The sequence below is a fragment of the Ruegeria sp. N4 genome, from assembly GCF_056531425.1.
Window position 1 is genome coordinate 250106 of the sequence record NZ_JBQFLT010000003.1, and the last position, 22188, is coordinate 272293.

Below are 22188 nucleotides of genomic sequence, written 5' to 3' on the forward strand. Positions count from 1 at the left end.
TTTTGGAGGCGATCATCCGTCCGCCTCCTGCAACGCAGTCCAAAGATTGACAACCGCCCCAAGTTTTCGGGCTTCATGCACGGCGATTGCGATCTGCTGACCGTCATTCACAACGGCCAAACCAGCACCCTTGCCGCCGGACGGGCGCATGACGATCAGTTGGGGATGATCCAGCGCGGGCTGAGTGTCCTTGTCCCATCCAGCCAAATCGGCCGCAAACTGCGCCAGCAGCGCCTGATCCGGAGACAACGGCCCGCCTGGGGCGCACTCTTCGGCCATGTGAGAGATATCGCCGTCCTGCGCCGAGGCCAGAACGGACCCAAGCGCAAAGCGTTCTGCGCCTGCAAAAAACGTCTGGGCGAGTGTGCCGGTTGATTGCTGCTCGGGCAGTTCGGCAACAGGTTCTGAGTCATCGGGTACCACCGAAACAATCGGTTCCGCCGGAAGATCGATCTTGGCACAGGCGTTTTCGATTTCCCGCAGGGTGACGCCGACATCGTCAGCCTCCAGCGCCCTGTCCGGTTGCAGAGACAGCAACTCCAGCGGAGCAGGGGCAGATGCAATATCCGTCACCAGCCGCGCCATGTTTTCAATCAATTCGTCACGCGCCGCTGTATCGAAGTGGGGCACGGGGCCCGAGACAACGCGGAATACATCGGTCACGCGCGAGCTGTTCACCTCGATCGCCAGACAATCGCCATTGACGGCCGTGAACTCCAGACGGCGTGGCAGAATCGTGCCACGGATCACCCGCAAGACCTCGGCCCGGCGCGCAGCAGCCGTGTCCCCCGCGATCACCACCGCCGGGGACAATCGGGCAACAGACGACCGCCCGATATCTTCGAGCATGTCGAGTATGTCCGTGTCCATCATGCCGTGACCCCCTCTGGTCCCGTTCACACTGCGGCCGCAACCGGCCCCAGGCTTAGATGCGATTTCGTCAACGCCAGCCCGACATTCGCGCTGTTGCGACAGATGTAGCAGACCACATGATCGGGATATTCCCGGGTCCGCAGAAAGATGTTCAACCGGTCTTTCGAGAACACCGCGATTTCCCCAAATCCCGGATTGTCCTCGTCTTCTGTTCCAGCCTGACGCAAAAGCGCCTCAAAACCCGCCACCCCGCGCCCCTGAAACAGGTTCGCCACGGCGATTGCCAGTGAATCCAGATCAACCGCGCCGTCTGGATCGGCCGTGCTGGTGCCCAGCAGCATCCCCGTTTCCATGTCGATATACCCGGCTGCAATGCAGTCGGGTATCGTTTCAATCGCGGTGTTCAAGGCAGCCTGAATTGACATTTAACTAACTGTTTTACCTCACTAATAGGCGGTTAGCCCAATCCGTTTTCGATTACAAGACATGCCATTCCGCCCCGCTGTTATCGCTGGTTTTAGGGATCGAGCGCAGCGTTTCCCTGGCTTGCTTAGCATTATGCTCGACCGCGATCTGATCGAACTCGGACAGGAAGGACTGAAAGACCTTGATCAAGGCTTCTGCGTCCGTGGGTAGATCCTCGTTTTTGGTCACTTCCTCCCACATGGCTGCGGCGCTTAAGGGCGCGCCAACCGCCACTTCGGTCAGATCATTCAGATCGACCACATGGGCTTCGGGACCATTGACCAAATCGGCTGATGCCTTGATCTCGACCAGACCGCTGGTTTCGGGCTCGGGCTCGTATTCCTCTGCGCCCTCGTCCTGTTGTTCGGCCATCAGTGCCGTGATCGAGGATACCGAGACCTCGATGCTGCGCTCTTCAGGTTGCGCCTGATCTTGCGCAGGGTCTGCAATCGCTTCGGGTGTTTCGTTCAACGTATTCGTCAGTGATGACAGCAGATCCTCGGACTCATCCGATGCGTCGTCTGCCAGGATGTTTTCAACTTCATCATCCAGTTCCGCGTCATCCAGAAGATCATAGTCTTCCAAATCGGCCTCGGGATCGGGAACAGCTTCGATGTCCAGCGGATCATTGGCCGTGTCCCGGAAATAGGCGCGCAGCTCGTCCTCATTGCTTTCGTCAATCTCGGGCGTCGACTCGGGCACCATTTCGGCGCGCAAACGCTCGGCCTCGGCTGCGTCGATACGTGTGCGATCCGCATCTTCGGGGCGACGTTCCACCCGCGCGGGACGAACCGGGAAGCTGGTCACGACCGAGGCATCTTCGCCCGCATCCGTCAACGGGTTCACAAGTTTGAGCGGGGCCGAAGCATCGGGCGCTGCCGTTTCGGTGGTCTTCGACGGGCGCAGCGGCTGCACCTTGGGCGCGTCGGACAGGCTTTTGTCGATCTGATAGCGCGCCAGTTGATCGGCGCGGTTGTCCATGATTTGCTCGGTGATCTCCAGAAAGCTGTCGATCATCTTGCCGCCGCCGCTGCGCGACCACATCTCGGCATCCCCCGTCTTGTCGCGCGCTTCAATCGCATCACGTGCGGAAAACAGAATCGAGCGGTTGAACAGATGCCCGGCCTCGCGGTTCACGCGGCGCAGAACCTTTTGACGGTCTTTGGCGCTTAGCGCATCTGCCCGTGTCACCAGCAGCAGCGAATTGTGCTGCAACCGTTCGGGCAAGGACACCCAGGTCGCCCGTTCGGTCTCGCGCCAGGCCTGCGTGGCATGGGTACACCACAAAACCCCATTGGCCTGACCAACGGCACGTTGCCATACATCGGTCGAGATCTTGGGGTCCGAGATACCGGGCGTATCGATCAGATCGACCGCCTCCAGAATGTCAGCCTCAAGGAAGATGCGAATGAACTGCGCATCGTTGACGCCGACGGTTTCCAGCTGATCCAGTTCGATTTGTTCGGTGCTGCCATCATGCCGTTTGACATAGGCCGGACGATTGCCCCAGCTAAACCAGACCGGAGGCAACTGCGTTGCCGTCACCTGCGTCGGCAGGGTGTGCGTGCGCAGCAAAAAGTTCATCAGGGTCGATTTCCCGGCGCTGAATTCGCCCATTAAGGCGAAAACCGGCTTCCGGCGCGACCAATGCTCGATACGCTCCCATGCCTTGGGGGAAACGAAACGGTTATGTGTGTCTTTTGCCATTTTTCTACTTATGCCGCTTCGTTGCTAAGGTCTTTCAGGATGTCGCCCAGAATCTCGTCCCGCGATTTCTGCAATTGCAGATTCGCCATCAGAGCCGGAGTCTGCCCGCCTTTTTCAGCCGAGGCCGAGATATTCAGCAGAGTCTCTTTCTGCTCGCGCATGAAATCAGCCAGCCCGGCGCGGACGTTTTCCAGAACCGCTGCGATCTGGTTTTCCTCGATATCCTTCGTGATCGAGTTCGCCTCGGAGGCGATCAAACGGGTATAGTCGGCGGCATAGGCCTCGAACCCTTTTCGGCGTTGCCACCACCTGCGCCACCAGGTGCTTTGCAAGTCCAGCGCGATGGTGCGACCGATGCCCAATGGGGGTGGCACGCGGGGTACGATGGGCGCTTCGATACTGAACTCACCCAGATGGTTGCCCAGCAGCTTGTGATACAGCGCCTCGACATCCGCTGTGGCCGCGGAATAGAGCGCCCCGGCCTCTTTCTTCATGGACCGGGCAAAGCTGAAATAGGCCGCCTTTTGCAGCGTTCGCAGACCCGCCGGATCGTATTGCCAGGTGCCCTGTTCGCCATTCTCCTCAAGATGCGCGATCAACGAGTCGGTGGCGCGTTTGACAAAATTGGCCTCAGCCGCGTTCAGACGTTCCAGAACCTTGTCGCGCAGCGAGGCGGTCAGGTCGGCGACTTTCTTTTCATATTCCGAGGCCACAGTGGCAATGGCGTCCTCGGGCGAGGCCCCATCCAAATCGCGAACAACGCCTTCGCCACCCGACAGGGTCTTGGCAACGGCCGTTGCGCGGATCTGGCTGGCGATGTTGCGCGCGCGGTGGCGTACCCGGTCCAGCAAACGCGCACCTGCGCCTTCGGCGATGCGTTCATTCATCGCCAGCAGCAGGTCCGGCAAGCCAGACAGCGCCCAGATCTTGTCCAGCGAGGGGGCCTGATCGCCAAACCCGGCAGCCAGATAGAACGTGTTCAGTGTCTGGCGGGATTCTTCGGTCAGAATGTCCGGGTTGCCGGTCAAAGCAGCTTCGGCCCACAGGGCGCTGCCGAACACAACGCTGGTATTGGCGTCAATATTGTTCTGTTTCAGGGTGTCCTGAATGCGATCCCGAATTTCAGGAACCTGATTAACCGGGTCCGCCAGCTCATCGATCCGGTTCACAAACAGAATGATCTGGCGGTTTTCGAACTGCGCGATGATCCGCATCAGCGCCATGTCCATGGTGGTCAGCGCCTGGCTGGCGGCCAGAACCACAACACAGACCTCGGACCCGCGCAGGCTGCGCAGGGTGATCTGTTCGCGCACCATGAAGGTATCGTTCACACCGGGCGTGTCGCACAGCTTCAGCGAGATCGGATATTGCGGGATATCCATGAACAGCTCGGCCGATTTTGTCACATCGGCAAAACGACCCGTTTTCGGGTCGATATCCGGATCGTCCTCGTCGCCCAGACAGACATAGCGTTGGATCAGTTCTTCGTCGAAATAGTCGTATTGGTGGCTTTGACCCAGAATCAGGTCGAAATGCTTGCCCAGACGATCTTCGGACTTGGCCTTCATCTCGGCGATCTGACGGCGGATATCGTCCATCTCGTCATCGGCACCGGCCCGGTTCGCCAGCTCACCCAGACGGCCGCCACTGACCATCAAATTGTCCCATTCTTCCTGCTCGAAGAACGTGAACTTGGATTTCGTATCACCGGGGGAGCGCGTGTTGATATTCAGCGTCGTCACCACCGAGGTCCACGGGTTCACGTCCGACGGCAACAGCGCAGGGCGGCCTGCCAGAATATTCACAATCGAGGACTTACCTGCCTTGACCTGCCCAACCATGGTGATGCTGGCGGTGAAATTCTCCATCCGCGTCTTGAGCGTCGCCAGCCGGGCCGAAGACCGCGCATCGGCCACCTCTGTCAATTGGTCGATCTGTGCCGTCAGAGACGACATTGCCGAGGTCATCGGCGCAAGGGCTTCGTTTCCGACAGACAAAAGGTGGTCATTGCGCGCCATGGGTCAGCCTCCGGTTCCGGTGGCAGCAATCTGCGGCTCATGCGACATGCGGCCCGCAGGAAGGCTGGTCAGGGTGTCGATACGGGCGATCAGGTCCAGCGCGTTCCCCAGAATCTCGGCCTCGGCGCGAGGGGAAATTGTTTCATAAGCCACGGAATCGGCCAGAACTTCGATGGAGCTAAAGCGGTCGCCATTTTCAAGGCAGGCCACGCGCCGGCCCGTCGGGAACCCGTCGGACTTGGCAGCGGGCAGGGGCATACGCGCGTTGGCCAGCAGGTAATGCTCGCCCGAATGGGTGCGCAGGGAAATGCCAAAGCCTGTATCGGGATGATCGCGGTTCAGGGTCTTGAGTTCACCCAAAAAACTTTCACGAGCAAAAAAGATCGCATCTTGCTCGGCGGCAGCGGAGTTGTTCAGATTGGTCACGGCAAAGAACCTTGTACTGGAGTTGAGCGGAAAACTCGTACGGTGCCAAGGCGGCGAAAAAGACTCATTAACTCCTGCGCTCAACAAGCCCGGCCAAGGCGGTGTTAATTTGACGCGAATAAGATTTTTTGGTGCTTGAAATGTGGCGCAAATGTGATGCGGCGTGCGCAGGAATGCTTCAACCTTTGAGTGTATTACGGGGTTCCGAAGATTTTTTCGGCCGAGTAGAACGCTGCTTTCAAACCTGACGCAAGGTGAGGTGGAAAAGATGCGATTGGAGTTTCAATCATCTTAAAATATTGTTTTATTTATATTATTTCCGGCCACGTCGAATTTTCTTCGCCCAAAGCCCTGGCAGACAACACCGCTCTGGGCTGGAGGCTGTCCGCGACTTAGGGTGAAAAGACGTTCCGTTTTGCACCCTCAGTGTTGACTGACACAACGTAAACGCGTTTTCCCAAGGCGAACACTGACGAACCATTGTGTCGCCGATCAGAACAATTGTGGCACCCGGAATCCGTCGGCTCATCGACATCAAGATACGTTCCAAATCGTGGAATTTCTGCCAGAGAAACTTACTCAGCCGTCGCTGGGATCGAACGCCAAGCAGTGTCTTTCGCGGCCAAAACCCCTGCCAATCAGAGGGGTTTGGTCCGATCATGACAAACTTGCCTTCGGATCAAATTTACCCCTCGCACTCGGCCACAAGCTTTGTTATGCAGCGCCTCAGTCCGGCACGCAGGTGCCCGGTTGCGGGTGTGGCGAAATTGGTAGACGCACCAGATTTAGGTTCTGGCGCCGCAAGGCGTGGGGGTTCAAGTCCCTCCACCCGCACCATCAAAAATCGAAACAACAATCCGATACGGCCGTCCTGAATTGCCTTCGTGCATGAAATCGCCGGGTGATCACCGGATCTGCAACACGCCGCAGCCCTAGCGCAGGGCAATCTCGGACAACCCAAGCTTGCCCAGCAGAATTTTAACAATACCAACCACGTCGTATTTGTCTTCGACGCGGGCCCGTGACGCCGCGCCCATCTCGGGGACAAGGCTTTCATCTTCGACAAACCGAAGCATCGCCTGCGCCAGATCATCCGGGGAACGTACCGGAGTGACAAATCCCGTGACGCCTTCGACAACCGGATCGGGGCATCCCGGCGCGTCAGAGGTTACGATGGCTCGCCCGGTGGCCATGGCTTCCAGCACCGTCCGGGACAATCCTTCGCGGTAGGAGGGCAGCACAAACACCGAGCAAGCAGCCAGATACGGGCTCACATCGTTTGTTTCACCAAGGTATTCCACGATGCCTTCCGACCGCCACATCTCAAGATCCTGCGGCTGAACCGAGGCGGGGTTCGCATCAAGGGGACCCAGCAATTGACACCGGATTTCCGGATGGATGGCGCGCAGCTGTCTGGCAGCCTCGACATAGTCGAAAACGCCCTTGTCGCGAAGCAACCTTGCGACCATCAGAAATACAGGAGGTCCTTTCGGCGGAGGTGAGCTGGGAAAGTTTGAAAGGTTGACGCCGGATCCGTGAACAATGGTCACTTTGGTCTCAGGCCCAACCAAGCGTTTGGATCTGAACTCGGCCGCATCATCCTGGTTGTAAACAAGAACCTCTGGCACGCGTTTCAGCGCATGTCGGTACAGACGCACGGCACCGGCTTTCAGAACCCGCTTGTGCAGCTTGTGTTCCAGATCCACAAACACATAGCCCAACCCCGTACACATCGGCAGAAACTGTTTCACGCCCGCCATGCGCGCGGCCAAACCACCGTAGATGATCGGCTTCATTGTATAGGCAAACACAGTGTCCGGAGAATACGAGCGCATCGCCCGCACCAATCCAAGCAGTGTCTGCACATCCTTTGCGGGGCTTGTGCCCGTTCGATCCATCGGAACGCGCAGAAACTCGACCCCAATCTCGGACAGGCGGGCCTGCGTTTCGGGGTCATCATCAGGCGCGCAGGCCAGAACGTCCGCACGCTTGGCCATTTCCTTCAACAGATCAAAGCGGAAATTCACCAGTGAAGATGTCAGGCTGGCAATCACCATCACTTTGGGCAGTCTTCCGCTGCGGCACTGGCTCTGACCGTTGGACGGATCCATCAGATCCGAAACCGCAACCCCGGACTGCTGGGATATCGCAGATGATTGACTTATTTTCCGTGTCAAATCCGGCATTCCTGTCGCCCCATCAACCCGCAACCGGTTCTGTTCTCAGGGCAAGACTGGCCGCGTCCGCCATCGTCAAAGATGGCCAGTCATACTCGGATTTCAGTACTTCATATTCGCTCAGAATGCGACTGAGCATTAAGATGTTGTCTTCGGTGTTCACGCCAAAATTGTGGGGGTGAAACCAAAGATGGAACAATTGCCCACCCTTGGCCGCGCTGCGCATTTCGCGCCGGATTGCGCTGGTTTGCAGCCGCGCAGCACTGGGAAATCTGTTTGAATAGGGTCTTAAAAACCGGCTGGCCGGAACGTTGCACAAACCAGCCTCGCGCTTTGCATCGACCGACGTTGTGTGCGGTCTGGGGACATAGCTGTTGGCCAACCTTGATGCGCGGCGCATCAAACCTTCGTCGCGTCGCGCGCTTGGTGTATCAAAGCCAAACGGGCCCGGACCGCGGAACACATCGATGCCTCGGTCACGACAGACGTCCAGCGCCTTGTCACAAACCTGATTTCTGGGAAACACGATGCTTCTGGGGCGGCTCTGCACCCGGGCCGAGGCTGCAATCGACGCATCTAGATCGGCCTTGAAGGCATCCTGATCCAGCGGTTCTTCCAGACAGAAGTAATGCGAAAATGTGTGCGTGCCAATTTCCTGACCCGGGCAATCAGCGACCTGCCGGACCAGCGACAGGCCAAAATGATAGGGGTCCTTTTTTTCGTTTTCGCCCAGCTGTTCGAGAAAGGAATATGTCGTGTTTCTCTTGTCGCGAAATTTCGGCTTGCGCTCGGGCAGGGCGGCCAAAAGCTCATCCCGGTCGTCAAAAAACAGGAACCCGACGGTTGCCCAGGTGGCCTTGATCCCGAAGCTGGAAAACAAGTCCAACAGTTGCGGGACAACGTTTCGAACGCCAAGGACGTTGGCGCCGTAGCTTTCCACTGTTTGCGAAGGATAGACGCCCCACATCAACTCAAAGTCGAGTGAAAGAACAAATCCCCCGTTGGATTGTGACCCCGATAACACCAGCTTTTTACCCGTTTAACTTTTACTAAAATACAAAATCGTTCTGATAACCGTCGGTTGATAGACGCGACACAAGAACGCCTAACACGATTAATTGCTAACACGGCCCGGAAAAACTTGCTATACATTCCGAAAATGAATTTTAACCATTGCAATAGTTAAGAATGTCCAATTCACACAGCGACAGCACAAGCATCCCCGATACGATTATCATTGGCGCGGGCCCGTCGGGCCTGAGCGCGGCGTTGGAACTTCAGGCAGCCGGGCAATCATCGATCATTCTCGAACAAGGGACCGAGGTTGGCGGCCTGATGCGGTCCCCCCGCTGGGGGGACTTCATTCTCGATTTGGGGCGTAAAGAGCTATACGCCCGGTTTCCCGAGATTGATGATCTTTGGAGCCAAATGCTTGGCGATGACTACAGGGATTACCCCCACCGCGTTGGCAGCTTGTACCAGGGCAGGATCGTTGAGATGTCTGGCGGGTATCGGGGCGCAACGCGCGGCATGCCTGTAACATGGCTGGCGACGGGCGGGGCTGCGATGCTGAAGGGTTGGGTCAAGGGAATGGTCAAACAACCCCAGACATATCAGGACTTTTGGTATTCCCGCGTTGGCAGCAAATTCGCAAAATTGCTGGCCCAAGGGTATTGGGAAAAGTTCCGCGGTGCCCGATGGGCTGACATGCCGCCACCCGAGGCGGATCCAACCGGGAACGGCACCAAATCCGGGCGTTTGGCCTCTGTCAAACAGGCTTTTACGATGGCGCGACGTGGGGGCGTTTCAAAACAGCTTGCCTGGCGACACCCGTATTTCGGCACCGGTCAACTTTTTGAAAAGCTTGCGGCCACCTATGACGATAAAGGCGGCCAGATACAGTTCGGAGCCACGGTCACCGATCTGAAACCGATCAATGGCGAGCAGGTGCTTGTCCGTTGGATCCAGGATGAGGTCGAGCACGAAGCGACGGTTCGCAACGTTGTGTCCAGCATGACAATCGAAAACCTGTGGGGCATGCTGAAAAAGCATGCCGACAGTGAAGTCCAGACCCCACAGCCCAAGCCCGAGGCGGATCGGTCAGTGCTACTGGTCTACCTGTTCCTGAAGGCACCTCACAGTTTTCCGCACGCGTGGCTCGAAGTGAACGATCCCAATCTGGATTGCGGGCGCATAACCAATTTTGGGGCCTTTGGTGGCGGGATGGTTCCCGAAGGGCAGGGCGTTTACTGCGTTGAGTATTTCTGTGCCGCGAACGCGCCCATCCTGCAGCTCAGCGAGGAAGATCAGGTCAAAAAAGCGATCTCGGAACTCGAAGGCGCAGGCCTTGTGAAATCCAGCGACATGCTGGGCTCAAAAGTGATTCATTTCCCGCGTACCAATGCGGCTGCCAGTTGGCGTGAACAACAGACGAACTACCGAACCGCCGTGTTTCAGGAAGTTAAGAAGTTTTCTTCAATCTACCATGTGAACCGTCCCGGAGCCGATTGGGCCAGCCTTACCGGCATACAAGCCGCCCGCGCGATTTCCTCGCAAGATCGCAACGGGTTTGATCTGATCGCTGACCCGACCATTCGGCAAACGGATAACATACCGACCGAGGCCACATCTTCACGTGTTTAGGGTGTTCTGGCTGCAATCTGTCTGAATTTGTTACAGCAACGGCTTTGTTTTTGTCAGTCCAAGATAAATTAACATAATCCTAGTTATAAGTCTTTCAGACCAACTCAAGATTACCCAACAGAATTGACGTCATGTCCGCCTCGATCACCCCATCAATGGCGACCACATCCACACCTGTTTCATAGTCGACATTGGACGCGGTAATGCCGGAAAGATCCGCGTCGGCATCCAGGAAAACCCATTTCGCGTCATGTGCTGACGGTTGCCCAACAGCCACTTGCAGAATCGCCAGCGCATCCAGCGCGTTGATCGTACCGTCCTGTGTAATATCAGCAGCGATCAGGTTTTCCGGCGCGGCGGGCCCGAATGTCGGTTCAAGCCCGACCGCAATCCGCAACACCTGAAGCGCGTCCAGCGCTGTGATTTCGGCGCTGGCGGTCGAATACCCTTTGGTGATGTCCAACTCGCCAGCGTAGGTCCCTGCTGGCAGGCCCAAGTCGAACCTGCCATCCTCATCCGCTGTGGTGCTGATTGTGCTGTTGCCGTCGGGTGTGAAATGCAGTTCTGCATCTCCAAGCCCCGGATTGGGCCCCCCGGAATTAATTGTAACACTGCCCTGAATACCGTCGGAACTTGGCGGATCGGTCACACCAAAATCGCTGAAATCGACGGGGATGTGGTCCGGCCCGCCAAAACCGGCACCAAAGATTTCATTGCTTGTCAAAGGACCGCCCGACGCTGATGTGAGTTGCACAACCTCGTCGCGATAGGTGATCTCGGCCCCGTCGGCGGTTGAGGTGACGGTCAGCTGCGCGGGGGATCGCAGCAACAGAAAATCAAACAGGTCCAGCCGATCCACACCCGCCTGAAAATCCGTGATCGTTGTCGGGCCGCTGCCCGATTGCATGACAAAGATGTCGGCCCCTGCCCCGCCCGCCATGGTGGTCGCCCCTGCCCCGGCGATCAGAATGTCATCACCCGCACCGCCCGACAGAGTCGTGTTCAGTATGCCACCGCTCAGCATATCATCCAGCGCGGTGCCAGTAACGGTTCCAAAACCCTCGCTCACCTCGCCCAGATCACCGACGGACACCGTAAAAAGGTTCACGCCCGCGTCGATCTGGCTGGTGACAAGAATCTGTAACTCATCCCCAACATGCGCAACGCTCAGGCTTTCGACGTTCTGCAACCCGCTGTCCAGAGTGTCGGCGAAACTGTCCAGATGCACCAATTGCCCGTTCGGCGTCATGGTGAACAATGTGATGCCGTCATCACCGCCGCCAGCAACCACAAACACCCGCCCGTCCACCTCGATCACCGACAGATCCTGTACCGAGGCGAACCGGGTATCCAGCGAATCCAGCACATGGTCGGTGGGAATCAGACTGCCATCGCTGTGCAGCTTCATGACGCTTAGTGAGTTGCTGCCCGACCCGGCAACAATCACCCAGGATTCGCCAAAAGCTTCGACAACCTCTACCGCCGTTGGCGTCGCGATGCCCAACGTTGCCGTGGTCGCACTGTTGTCGACAGCGCTCAGCGTACCGGTCCCTGCGACCGTGTATGTTGTGATGCTGTTGCTGGCGGCGTCGGTGGCGGTCACGATCTGCTCTGCCCCAACCTGAATCGCCTGCATCGAATCGGCAACCCCTGTGATGAGACCGGCAAGGCTCAGAGTGCCGTCGCCATTGATGACATAGGTCCCGATCTGGCCGGTATCCTCATGCGCCATCGCCAAAAGGTCGGTCGCGCCGACGGATAATTGCACCAAAGCCGACAGATCCCCTCCGCCGCTCAGGCTTCCTGTTTCCTGCAGATCACCGATGGTGCCATCCGGGTTCAGATCATAACCCACAAGCCCCGTGGCGGTATCTATATCCAACGCCAATTGGTCGGTTCCAGCCAAGGAAACAGGCGTTCCCGAGCGCCCCACCTGAAACGTGATTGTGCCGCTGTAATACTCGGTGTCGACCAGCTGAGGGATGGACCCATCCACCAGGTGCCAAACCGCGATCCCCCCTGCCGGGCCCGTCACGGTGTAGAGATACGTGTCCCCGTTAAACGTTTTTAAAGCCGTATCGCCGATACCTGAATCGAGCGCCGTGCTCCCCGTTGCGACCAAAGTTTCGAATTGCAGCATCATTGCCATCACCCCACCGCCACCCTTGGCGTTGCGAACAGGATCAACTGATGCCCGGACCGAAACCAAAGCAGGAATGTGGTGAAAACGAGGAGTTCGGCTTCAGTTTAGTTCAATTTTTTCGGGTTCGATCGCCGCAGAAACCAAGGGGAAAGACAGATGAGCAAAAGCCTAAACGGGGCGCACTGTCCCCCTTCCGAAACCGCGGAAAACACATGTGAGGGTAAGATGACCAAAGCACCTGAGTCCCAATCTCATCCGGGCGCAGATCGCAAACAGCACATTCGTCAGTGGATCGACGGCAAGATGAAACGCTGGGCCGGGCGCGGTCTGGCGGGCGGTCTGGGTTCCACGCTGATGGCGCTGCCCGCCCTGTCTCAGGCCACGATTGAAGAGCTGTACGCCTTTCAGTTTGCCGAAACCATCCCCGGCGTGCAGTCGGCCAAGCTGTTGAAAAACGGCGACGTCCTGCTGAAAATGGCGGATGGCCGCAGCTTGATTGTCACCGCTGAAAACGTTCAGATTCTGGACAGCGGCGCGATCATGATTGCCGAGGCAACGGTTGCCGAAATCGCTCAGTTCAGCATTGCCGAGGCTGGCGGCGCTGCCGCAGGCGGCATCAGTGGCGCAGGGGCGGCCTTGGGTGGTCTTGGCCTTGCCGGAGCCGCCGCAGCAGCGGGCGGCGGAGGCGGCGGCGGCGGCGACGACACCGAACCTGCGCCAACCGCCCCAACTCCTGCGCCGCCGCCTGCACCCAGCTACCCAAGTCTGAATCTTGCCGATTTGCAGGGTACGGCGCTCAATAGTGCCAGCACCGACGTCACCGCGCCCGATGGGACCAGCACGGTCGAGGTGACAATCGGATCACTGGTGACAACAGCGACACCCAACGCCGATGGCAGTTGGAGCATTTCCCTGACCCCATCTGAGGTCAGCGGCCTGCCGCAGGGGGTCTCAGAGATCACAATCCGCAACCTGGATGGCACGGGTGAGGAATTGTCGACTGAGACCGTCACATTCGACATCGATACCGTGCCGCCCACCGTGTCGGTGACCGGCTTCTCGGACGGCGCTGTTCTGAACAACGCCGAGCAGGCAACGGACTTGACCATCACTGGTACAACCGATGCAGAAAACGGACAAACCGTCACGGTTTCCCTGAATGGGCAAACCTACACCGGCACGGTCTCTGGCGGCACGTGGAGCGTCACCGTTCCTGCGGTGGACCTCGCGTCGCTTCCAGACGGTGCGACGATTTCGGTCACAGCAGATGTCTCGGATCAGGCCGGGAACCCCGCGCCTCAGGCCAGCAGCAGCTTTGATACTGATTTCAGCGCGCCAACCTTGACACTGGATCCGGTCGCCGGGGGATCGATTGATCTGGTCGACACAACTGGTGATCTAACCCTGACGGGCGCCACCACAGCCGAAGATGGCCAGACCGTTACCGTCACGCTGGACGGACAGACCTACACCGGCACAGCGACCGGCGGCGGCTGGAGCGTGACGGTCCCTAACGCTGACCTGTCCAGCCTGACCACAGGCGTTCCCGCCGACATCAGCGTGACGGTTGACGATACAGCGGGCAACCCTTCTGTCCCCGTCACGGTATCGGTACCGGTCGATCTGACAGGTCCATCAATCAATATCTCACCTCTTGCCGTTGGGTCCGTTCTGAACGCAGTTGAGGTCGGGTCGGATCTGACGATTTCCGGCACAACCGGGAATGTCGGCGACGGTCAGACGGTTACGGTCACATTGGACGGGCAAACCTATACCGGCACAGTCTCTGGCGACACCTGGAGCGTCACTGTCCCAACCGCAGATCTGACGGCACTGGCGGACGGGGGCGACTTCACCATCACGGCTGATGTTTCGGACGCAGACGGACTGGCCGCCCCGCAAGCGGATGTAAACCTGTCGAAGGATGTCACCGCGCCGACACTGAGCATCGACAGTTTCTCGGACGGGGCAGTCATGAGCGCTGCGGAACAAGCCACAGACCTGACCATCTTAGGGTCCACATCAGCTGAGGATGGGCAAGTCGTTTCGGTCACTCTGAACGATGTGACATATACCGGAACCGCCTCTGGCGGAGGGTGGAGCGTCACAGTTCCCGCAGCCGATCTGGCAATCCTGTCGGACGCTGCGACAATTTCCGTCATAGCTGACGTGTCCGATGTTGCGGGCAATCCGGCGGTTCAGGCCAGCAGCAGTTTCGACACGGATTTTACTGCGCCCACGATTGCAATATCCACCCTCTCTGACGGGGCCGTTGTGAACGCCGCCGAACAGGGAACCGATCTGAGCGTATCGGGAACATCCGACGCACCTAATGGAACCGTCATAACCGTAGAGATCGCCCGCCCCGACGGCACCGTGGACGTAAGCGGCACCGCAACCGTGTCCGGGGGGAGCTGGACCTTCACTGCCCCGGCCTCCGATCTGAGTGGGCTGCAAGACGCTGTGACCTATGACGTCACTGCGTCGGTCGAGGACGCGGCTGGAAACGGCAACCAAGCAACCACAACCTTTGCCACCGATTTCTCGGCACCGTCCATCACGATGGATGCCCTGCCGGTTGGCGCAACGCTGGACGTGATCGAGCGCGACAGTGACCTAACCATCTCGGGCACCACAACGGCTGAGAACGGCCAGACCGTTTCGGTCACGCTGGGCACCGAGACATACACTGCAACCGTGACCGGGGGCACCTGGACCACAACCGTCCCGGCCTCGGACCTGGCAGCCCTGTCGGATGCGGGGACTTTCCCAATTGCGGCAACGGTGTCGGACGATGCCGGGAATGCCTCAGCCCCGGCCACAACCTCCATCACCACGGATTTCCGACCGCTTTTGAACCTGAATTCACTTGGCACCAACGGCTCTGTTTCGCTGGCCGACGCGCAAACATCCGGCCTTGTTGTCAGCGGCACGTCTGTTGGGCTAAGCGCGGGTCAATCGGTTGACGTCTTGCTCGGAAACAGCTCTGTCGGAACCGCAACGGTCGCTGCCGACGGGACCTGGTCTCTGACGGTTCCGGCCGCCGAGTTTTCGGGCACCGAGGCCGGTGATGACCTGAGTTTCACCGCTCAGGCAACTGTCTCCGGCGGGCCTGATCCTGTGCCCGCAACCGGCGAGACAACGGCGCATGTTCCCGCGGCGTATGTCATCTCGGAAATCGGGCAGTCCGGATCAGTAGTGACCTTTGCGATTTACGCCGACAGTGATCGCGATATCTCAAGCGGTCTGGCGATGACTGCAGATCTTGAGTTTGACTCGTCCGTTGTCACATACGACACCGGATCGGATACCGAGAATGGTGAGTTCGACCTGTTCCTGGCCAGCCCGGGAACCGGCGACGTCATTCGATTTGGCGGCGCGGCAACCACGTTCACGGACCTGTCGCAACCGCTGGTCACCTTCACGATGACGGTGCAAGACCCGACCCAACCCATTGAACTGACGATCACCACCCCGGATGGAGGACCGACGTTTTTTCAACTGGGAACAAACGGTGCCGATACCCTGACCGCCGCAGGCATCGACACAATTGTGCGCGGAGGCGACGGCGATGACATGATCGACCTCAGCGATGCGGGTCGCGATGTCGTCGTGTTCGAGGCTGATCCGGCAGAAAACGGGGTTGATACGATCACCGGGTTCTCGCTTGGCTCAGAGGCCGATGTCTCGGACGCTTTGATGTTCAATGGTTTGGATGTGCTGACGTTGCGCGGCAACGGCACAAATTTCGAAACCCTTGCGACAGGCGATGCTTTGGGCGCGGATACCGGGTTTGTCGGCCTGACAACAGTTCTGACAGATCTCACTGCTGGTTCCATCGAAGCCGCAGTTGAGAGCTTTTCGGGCGCGCTGGCGGGGGATGAGCTCTATGTGCTGGCAACCGACGGTACCGACAGCGCCTTGGTCAAAGTGGACTATTCGGCACCGGATACAGCCTCGGTTGAAACTGTTGCGATCTTTGACGGGCTGGACGATCTGAGCGGGCTGACTGCTGACAACATCCTGCACACAGACCCCACAGGGGCGACCGCATAGGTCGTCCCCGCAGGGCACAAATCTCGGCAAAAGGCTGGAAACCAAACAGAACGAGGGGGCAGTTATGGTGCAGAACGGCTTAACTCCGGTCACGCGTCTCAACTTCGGGCATCAGTATTGGCGGCGATTCACATCCTTTGAATTTGCCCGGCATCTTCCTGAATGCCCGGTGGTTGAGCCGGAAATCCTTCAGGCCGCGGCCGCTTTTCCAATCGCGTTTCGCGTCGTCTCGGGTGAAGTCGAAACAGTTGCCTTACTGTCTTTGCACGCCGAGGGGTCAACGCCATTTGTGTCGGACGAAGGAACCTGGTTGGCGCAATATTTGCCGTCAGCACTCCGCTGCCCGCCGTTTCAAGTAGACCTGACAGACGCGCAGTCCGAACCCCAACCGGCGGGTTGCCTGATGGTCGACGAAACCCTTGGGCTTGTCACTGACGACCCGCGCGACGAGTGTTTTTTTGAAACGGACGGCAAGCTGACACCCGAGTTGGCAAAGGTGCAGCGTTTTCTTTGCCAACGCGCCGCCGCCAAGCAGAACACACTGACTTTGTGCCGGGTCATTCAGGGTATGCATCTATTTAGACCCTTGGATCAGCTTACCAGTGTCGAGTGCCCGGATGGTTTGCTGGGCGTCAGCTTGCAGGCCGTGCACTCTCTGCCCCAAAGCCACAAATCGCTTCTGACCAATAGTGGTGCCTTGCGGCTGATCCATGCTCATCAGGTGTCGCTGTCTCACGTTGCCTGGCTGACGCAAGCACAGCGTCAGATGGTAGATCGCGCGAGTGGGCGCGCCTCATCCGAGATTTCCGGATTTTTGGACGCTGTTGTCGGTGCGCAAGCCAAAGAACACGCTTTTGGCCTTAATCAACCGGAAGGTGTCCAAGCACATGTTTAAATTTATTGTTCAAATCGCTGGCTGCATTCTCATCGCACTCCACGTGTCCGGCTGCACGCAGCCCCCCGATTTGTCGGGCGTTGAACTTTCGTTCTCCGGGGGCACCGCTGGTGCCGGGGCGACCAAACCCTCTGCCCCGCTGACGCAAAGCGCCTTCGGCCAAAGGATTCGAAACGCCGTCGAAACAAGCCCGACGCTGGCGCAAAGCGAAACGCGAATGGAAGTTGCAGCCGCCAATCAGGATGCGGCAAGGGGGGCGTTTCTGCCTCAGGTCTCATTGGGCGTGAACGCGCGGTCCGAGCGGATCGACTCGGACATTGCGGATGTATCGCCTTATCTGCGCGTATCGCAACTGGTGTATGACGGTGGCGCAGCAAGGGGTGAACTAACCGCCGCCAAGGCTCGGGTTTACGAAAGCCATGGCGATCAGTTGCAGACGGCAGCAGCTACCGCGCTTGCCGCCATCGAAGCCTATGTGGTGGTGCTGGACCGGCGCGAAATTCGCGACGTCAATTCGCAGAATGTCACCGCGCACGAAGATCTTGTCCGCCAGATTTCTGAACGCGCGGCCAGTGGTGCCGGGTCTAACGCGGATGTGTTGACGGCCCGTTCGCGCATGGCAGATGCCCGCACCCGCCTAGCCGATGCGATCGCCCAAGTTGACCGGGCCGAAGCCCGGTTCCGCGAGGTGTTTGGGACCCCGGCCGGGCCCTTGCCGCAGCCCATTCCGGCACCCGATCTGAACCGGACCGATGCGCAGATCGTGATGAACAGCCCGCAGGTCCGCCGGGCAGACGCAAGCCTGTTGGCTGCCAAGGCAGAATGGACCGCCGCGCAGGCGCGTCGGCAGCCTGACATTCGGGTCGCTGCTTTTGCCAATCAGGACACGGATCGCGACGCAAATTTCGGTGTGGATCTGTCCTTCAACTATGAACTCGACAGCACCGGCCAAAGGCGCGCCGCCATCAAAGCCGCGCAAGCTCGGGTCAAAGACGCAGAATTCGCGCGCGAAGCGCTGATCCGGGAAATCACGCGCGAGCTCGGGTTCATCCGCTCGGACCAGAAAGCTGGGGCCGAACGATTGCGCGCGGCCAGAATCGCGGTCGAGGCAAATGCCGAAAGCGTTCAGGCAACGCGGGCGCAATTCACCATAGGCCGTCGCAGCCTGATCGAAATCCTGGATGCGCAAAGGGATTACGTGAACGCTCAGGAACGTCTGATCCTGGCCGAACAGAGCTTTTTCCTGACCAACTATGCCGCGCTTAGCCTGACAGGCGACATACTCGACCTGCTGGGGCTGTCCTTCAACACTTGGGGCACACCATGATGGATCACAGCGACAGGCCATCGACCCAAGAGCAGGTATCGGCAATTGAAGCCTGCATGCTGAACATCGCCGAAACGTTAGAGCGGCCCATCACTCTGGCCGCACTTCATTCGGCGCAATCCGGACAGAATGGCGATTTGAGCGTGCGAGACATTCTCAGCGTTGCCCAACGGGCCGGGCTGCAAGCGGGATACGGTGCCCAGAACCTCAAAGCCTTTGACGACACCCTTGTCCCCGCGATGCTGTTACTGGATGGGGGCAAGGCCGTCACCTACCACGGGCGCGCGCCCGGTGGGGCCTTGCTTATCTTCGATCCCGAAATCGGTACAGGCCTGTGCGAAGTGGCCGAACAGGCTCTTGCAAAAGCCTATACCGGATACGCGATCCTGTTCCGGCGCGATCACAAGGCGGAGTTGAGCACAAACACCCCCGGCCGTGCCGGCCACTGGTTCTGGTCCGCTCTGGCGGCCAACCGGTGGTCTTATATTCAGGTAGCCCTTGCCGCAGCGCTGGCCAATCTGCTGGGCCTTTCGACTTCTATATTTATCATGGTGGTCTATGACCGCGTTCTTCCCAACGAAGCAACCGAGTCCCTGATCGCATTAACCATCGGCGTGGGCTTGGCCTTGCTGTTTGACTTCATTCTCAAGCTGCTGCGGGCGGGTTTCATTGATCGGGCAGGCCAGAATGCCGACCTGTTCATGGGGCGGCGCGTTTTTGATCACCTTCTCAACATCCAGATGAAATCGCGCACCGGTTCGACCGGTGCAATGACAAGCACGGTGCGCGAATTTGAAACGTTGCGCGAGTTTTTCACCTCGGCCACGTTGGTCGCTGTGGTGGACCTGCCATTCATCGGCCTGTTCGTCTTTGTCATTTATCTGGTGGGTGGCGATCTGGCGCTGATCCCTGCGCTTGCCGTCCCTGTTGTGTTGCTGACCGGGCTGGCCGTGCAACCGATCCTGTCACGCATGGCCGAAAAAAGCCTTAAGGATGGACAATCAAAGCAATCCGTATTGGTCGAGGCCGTAACGGGTTTGGAAACCATCAAAACCACGGCCGCCGGACGGCAGATGCGCAATCGATGGGAACAGGCGATTGAACGGCAATCGGCGCATGGTGCAAAAAGCCGGGCGGTCACTCAGTTCGCTTTGAACCTGACGGGGTTCACGCAGCAGGCGGCTCAGGTTCTGATCGTGTTTTATGGTGTTTTCCTGATCACCGAAGGTCAGGCCAGCATGGGCGCCTTGGTTGCATCCGTCATGCTGACGGGCCGCGCGTTGGCCCCTTTGGGCCAACTGGCCCAGACGCTGACACGGGTGAATCAAGCGCGCAGCGCCTATCGCAACCTGAACGCATTGATGCAGGCCGACAGCGAGCGGCCCGAAGGCCGCAGCTGGATTTCCCGAACCAGCGTCAAGGGTGCCATTTCCTTCAGCAATGTTCACTTTGCCTATCCCGATCAGAGTGAAGACATCCTGAACGGCGTATCTTTCACCGTGAACCAAGGTGAAAAGGTCGCCATTCTGGGGCAAATCGGCTCGGGCAAAAGCACGATCGCGCGGCTGATTTTGGGGCTCTACACGCCCCGAGTGGGCTCGGTCATGCTGGACGGTCTGGATATCCGCCAGATTGATCCCGGTGACCTGCGCCGCAATGTCGGTTCGGTTTTGCAGGATGTGTGGTTGTTCTCAGGCTCCATTCGGGACAATATTGTCAGCGGATCGATCCGGCCCAGCGACGCGGACCTGATCGAGGCTGGGCGTGTTGCCGGGGTAGAGGATTTCGTCGCGCGCCACCCCGGAGGATATGATCAACAACTGGCAGAACGGGGCGAGGGTTTGTCGGGCGGGCAAAAACAGGCCATAGCTCTGGCGCGCGCGCTGATCGGCAAACCGCCCGTATTGCTGCTGGACGAACCAACCAGCGCGATGGATGTAAAGACCGAGGCGCAGGTAATCCAGCGTATGAAAGAGGTAACCAAGGACACGACTATGATCATTGTCACCCACCGGACCAGTTTGCTGGAACTGGTCGACAGGGTGATTGTGATTGAGGGTGGCAAGATCGGCGCGGACGGACCCAAAAGCCTGCTGGCTCAGCACGCGCGTCGGGTGGGGAGGCATCTGAATGTCGCAGCATCCTGATCTGGCCCAACTCGCGCGTGAAATGCGCGGGCGCTCGCCGTTGCGCGGATCATTGTTGCTGATCGTGATCCTGGCCTGCCTGCTTGCGGCGGGGACATGGGCCTATCTGACAGAGCTCGACGACGTCACGCGGGTGGACGGGCGCATTGTGCCGTCAGGCGATCTGCAAATGATCGAAGCGACCGAGCCCGGGGTGCTGCAGGCGCTTCACGTGCGCGAAGGTGAGGTTGTCGAAACAGGCACTTTGCTGATGGAACTCGACACCACGCAGATCGAAAGCCAGCTGAGTCAGGAACAGCAGCGTGCCTATGGTCTCATGGCGCGCGTGCAACGTTTGCAGGCCGAAATCGAAGGAACAGATCTTCGTTTTGACGCAAAGCTGATCACTGGTGCACCAAATGTCGTGAAGTCGGAAACCGCCTTGTATCAGGGTCGCCAAGCTGAACTAAGCGCCGAAGTCGCGATCCTCGAACGTCAAAGGCAACAAAAACATCAGGAATACGAAGAAGGGCTGGTCGATCAGGTGACCGCGGACGCAACGCTGAAAGTGTTGGCCGAAGAGCGGGCAATCATGGCCCCTTTGGTCGAACAACGGATGGAACCTGCCACCACCCTGCTGACCTTGCGCCGCAGCGAGGCGGAATGGCAGGGTCGCAAGGTTCGGGCCGAGGCGGCGACAAGCCGGTTGAAAACCGGGCTGGACGAAATCGACGACCGTATCAAAGCCACGCGCAGCCGGTTTCGAACCGCGGCCCTGACTGATCTGGCGCTGGCCACAGCCGAACTTGCGGCGCTGGAGCCTGCCCTTCCCGCCCTGCGCGACCGGGCATCGCGGGCGCAGGTACGCTCACCCGTTCGGGGGATCGTAAACCGTATTCATCGCACCACGATTGGCGGTCTGGCCCGAAGCGGCGAGGATCTGATCGAAATCGTGCCGCTGGATGACTCGTTACTGGTCGAAGCCTATGTTCGACCCGAGGACATTGCCTTTCTGCACGCAGGCCAGCCGGTGAAAGTGAAGATCACTGCCTATGATTTTGCGCGTTATGGCGGCCTGGATGGGGAAATTCTTCGCATAGGCGCGGATACAATCACCCGGTCCGAGCGCAATGACGAAGAGGTATTTGTTGTTGAGATCAGAACCAGCAGCACCATGCTGGACGCGCAGGGTATTGCGGTCGAGATCATCCCCGGCATGATCGCCGAAGTGGACATCCTGTCCGGCAAGAAATCCGTTCTGGACTACATTCTGCAGCCTGTTGTGAAGATCAAAGATCAGGCGCTGCGAGAGTAACTTGGGTTTCGTTAAAG

At 58.6% G+C, this 22188-nt stretch carries 14 protein-coding genes and 1 tRNA gene; 7 read left to right on the forward strand and 8 right to left on the reverse strand.

The window, feature by feature from the left end:
• Nucleotides 1-12 precede the first annotated feature (12 nt).
• Genes ACR0LW_RS07600 through ACR0LW_RS07620 form a run of 5 tightly spaced genes read right to left on the reverse strand, consistent with a single transcriptional unit; the run spans nucleotide 13 to nucleotide 5489 of the window.
• A complete protein-coding gene (locus ACR0LW_RS07600; RefSeq protein WP_480584582.1) occupies nucleotides 13-873 on the reverse strand; it encodes a hypothetical protein in 861 nt (286 codons plus the stop codon).
• 23 nt (nucleotides 874-896) lie between these two features.
• On the reverse strand, nucleotides 897-1298 hold the full coding sequence (locus tag ACR0LW_RS07605) for a hypothetical protein (protein WP_480882120.1): 402 nt from the start codon (nucleotides 1296-1298) through the stop codon (nucleotides 897-899).
• Between the two features lie 52 nt (nucleotides 1299-1350).
• Nucleotides 1351-3045, reverse strand: coding sequence for a dynamin family protein (locus tag ACR0LW_RS07610; RefSeq protein ID WP_170622132.1), 1695 nt, complete (start codon nucleotides 3043-3045; stop codon nucleotides 1351-1353).
• A gap of 8 nt (nucleotides 3046-3053) precedes the next feature.
• Nucleotides 3054-5063, reverse strand: coding sequence for a dynamin family protein (locus ACR0LW_RS07615; RefSeq protein WP_480882121.1), 2010 nt, complete (start codon nucleotides 5061-5063; stop codon nucleotides 3054-3056).
• A gap of 3 nt (nucleotides 5064-5066) precedes the next feature.
• A complete protein-coding gene (locus ACR0LW_RS07620; RefSeq protein ID WP_170453747.1) occupies nucleotides 5067-5489 on the reverse strand; it encodes a hypothetical protein in 423 nt (140 codons plus the stop codon).
• A 752-nt stretch (nucleotides 5490-6241) separates the two neighbouring features.
• On the opposite strand from ACR0LW_RS07620, the gene ACR0LW_RS07625 reads away from it, so the two are divergent.
• Nucleotides 6242-6326, forward strand: a tRNA-Leu gene (locus ACR0LW_RS07625).
• A gap of 95 nt (nucleotides 6327-6421) precedes the next feature.
• Here ACR0LW_RS07625 and ACR0LW_RS07630 read toward each other — a convergent pair.
• Nucleotides 6422-7600 (reverse strand): glycosyltransferase family 4 protein, encoded by a 1179-nt coding sequence (locus ACR0LW_RS07630; RefSeq protein ID WP_480584574.1) that lies wholly within the window; start codon nucleotides 7598-7600, stop codon nucleotides 6422-6424.
• 88 nt (nucleotides 7601-7688) lie between these two features.
• Nucleotides 7689-8606 (reverse strand): polysaccharide deacetylase family protein, encoded by a 918-nt coding sequence (locus tag ACR0LW_RS07635; protein WP_480882122.1) that lies wholly within the window; start codon nucleotides 8604-8606, stop codon nucleotides 7689-7691.
• A gap of 248 nt (nucleotides 8607-8854) precedes the next feature.
• Between ACR0LW_RS07635 and ACR0LW_RS07640 the strand changes: the two genes are divergently transcribed.
• Entirely contained in the window at nucleotides 8855-10309 is a 1455-nt protein-coding gene (locus tag ACR0LW_RS07640; RefSeq protein ID WP_480882124.1) for an FAD-dependent oxidoreductase, read from the forward strand.
• A gap of 94 nt (nucleotides 10310-10403) precedes the next feature.
• Here ACR0LW_RS07640 and ACR0LW_RS07645 read toward each other — a convergent pair whose 3' ends face one another.
• Nucleotides 10404-12458: a dockerin type I domain-containing protein gene (locus ACR0LW_RS07645; protein ID WP_480882126.1), complete on the reverse strand. Its 2055-nt coding sequence runs from the start codon at nucleotides 12456-12458 to the stop codon at nucleotides 10404-10406.
• Nucleotides 12459-12677: 219 nt separating this feature from the next.
• Here ACR0LW_RS07645 and ACR0LW_RS07650 point away from each other — a divergent pair, with 219 nt between their 5' ends.
• The 5 genes from ACR0LW_RS07650 to ACR0LW_RS07670 all read left to right on the forward strand — a co-directional run bounded on the left by ACR0LW_RS07650 (nucleotide 12678) and on the right by ACR0LW_RS07670 (nucleotide 22171).
• Entirely contained in the window at nucleotides 12678-16508 is a 3831-nt protein-coding gene (locus tag ACR0LW_RS07650; protein WP_480882127.1) for a beta strand repeat-containing protein, read from the forward strand.
• 64 nt (nucleotides 16509-16572) lie between these two features.
• A complete protein-coding gene (locus ACR0LW_RS07655; protein ID WP_480882128.1) occupies nucleotides 16573-17403 on the forward strand; it encodes a SapC family protein in 831 nt (276 codons plus the stop codon).
• Entirely contained in the window at nucleotides 17396-18730 is a 1335-nt protein-coding gene (locus ACR0LW_RS07660) for a TolC family protein (RefSeq protein ID WP_480882129.1), read from the forward strand. Before ACR0LW_RS07655 ends, ACR0LW_RS07660 begins: the two co-directional genes overlap by 8 nt.
• Nucleotides 18727-20877, forward strand: a complete 2151-nt coding sequence (locus ACR0LW_RS07665; protein WP_480882130.1) for a type I secretion system permease/ATPase — start codon at nucleotides 18727-18729, stop codon at nucleotides 20875-20877. The genes ACR0LW_RS07660 and ACR0LW_RS07665 overlap by 4 nt, the downstream gene beginning before the upstream one ends.
• Nucleotides 20861-22171, forward strand: coding sequence for an HlyD family type I secretion periplasmic adaptor subunit (locus ACR0LW_RS07670; protein ID WP_170453740.1), 1311 nt, complete (start codon nucleotides 20861-20863; stop codon nucleotides 22169-22171). The genes ACR0LW_RS07665 and ACR0LW_RS07670 overlap by 17 nt, the downstream gene beginning before the upstream one ends.
• Nucleotides 22172-22188: the final 17 nt, after the last annotated feature.

Coding starts and splice junctions, on each gene's coding strand:
- ACR0LW_RS07600 (WP_480584582.1), bottom strand. CDS start 873: ATGATGGACACGGACATACTCGACATGCTCGAAGATATCGGGCGGTCG.
- ACR0LW_RS07605 (WP_480882120.1), bottom strand. CDS start 1,298: ATGTCAATTCAGGCTGCCTTGAACACCGCGATTGAAACGATACCCGAC.
- ACR0LW_RS07610 (WP_170622132.1), bottom strand. CDS start 3,045: ATGGCAAAAGACACACATAACCGTTTCGTTTCCCCCAAGGCATGGGAG.
- ACR0LW_RS07615 (WP_480882121.1), bottom strand. CDS start 5,063: ATGGCGCGCAATGACCACCTTTTGTCTGTCGGAAACGAAGCCCTTGCG.
- ACR0LW_RS07630 (WP_480584574.1), bottom strand. CDS start 7,600: ATGGATCCGTCCAACGGTCAGAGCCAGTGCCGCAGCGGAAGACTGCCC.
- ACR0LW_RS07640 (WP_480882124.1), top strand. CDS start 8,855: ATGTCCAATTCACACAGCGACAGCACAAGCATCCCCGATACGATTATC.
- ACR0LW_RS07645 (WP_480882126.1), bottom strand. CDS start 12,458: ATGGCAATGATGCTGCAATTCGAAACTTTGGTCGCAACGGGGAGCACG.
- ACR0LW_RS07650 (WP_480882127.1), top strand. CDS start 12,678: ATGACCAAAGCACCTGAGTCCCAATCTCATCCGGGCGCAGATCGCAAA.
- ACR0LW_RS07655 (WP_480882128.1), top strand. CDS start 16,573: ATGGTGCAGAACGGCTTAACTCCGGTCACGCGTCTCAACTTCGGGCAT.
- ACR0LW_RS07660 (WP_480882129.1), top strand. CDS start 17,396: ATGTTTAAATTTATTGTTCAAATCGCTGGCTGCATTCTCATCGCACTC.
- ACR0LW_RS07665 (WP_480882130.1), top strand. CDS start 18,727: ATGATGGATCACAGCGACAGGCCATCGACCCAAGAGCAGGTATCGGCA.
- ACR0LW_RS07670 (WP_170453740.1), top strand. CDS start 20,861: ATGTCGCAGCATCCTGATCTGGCCCAACTCGCGCGTGAAATGCGCGGG.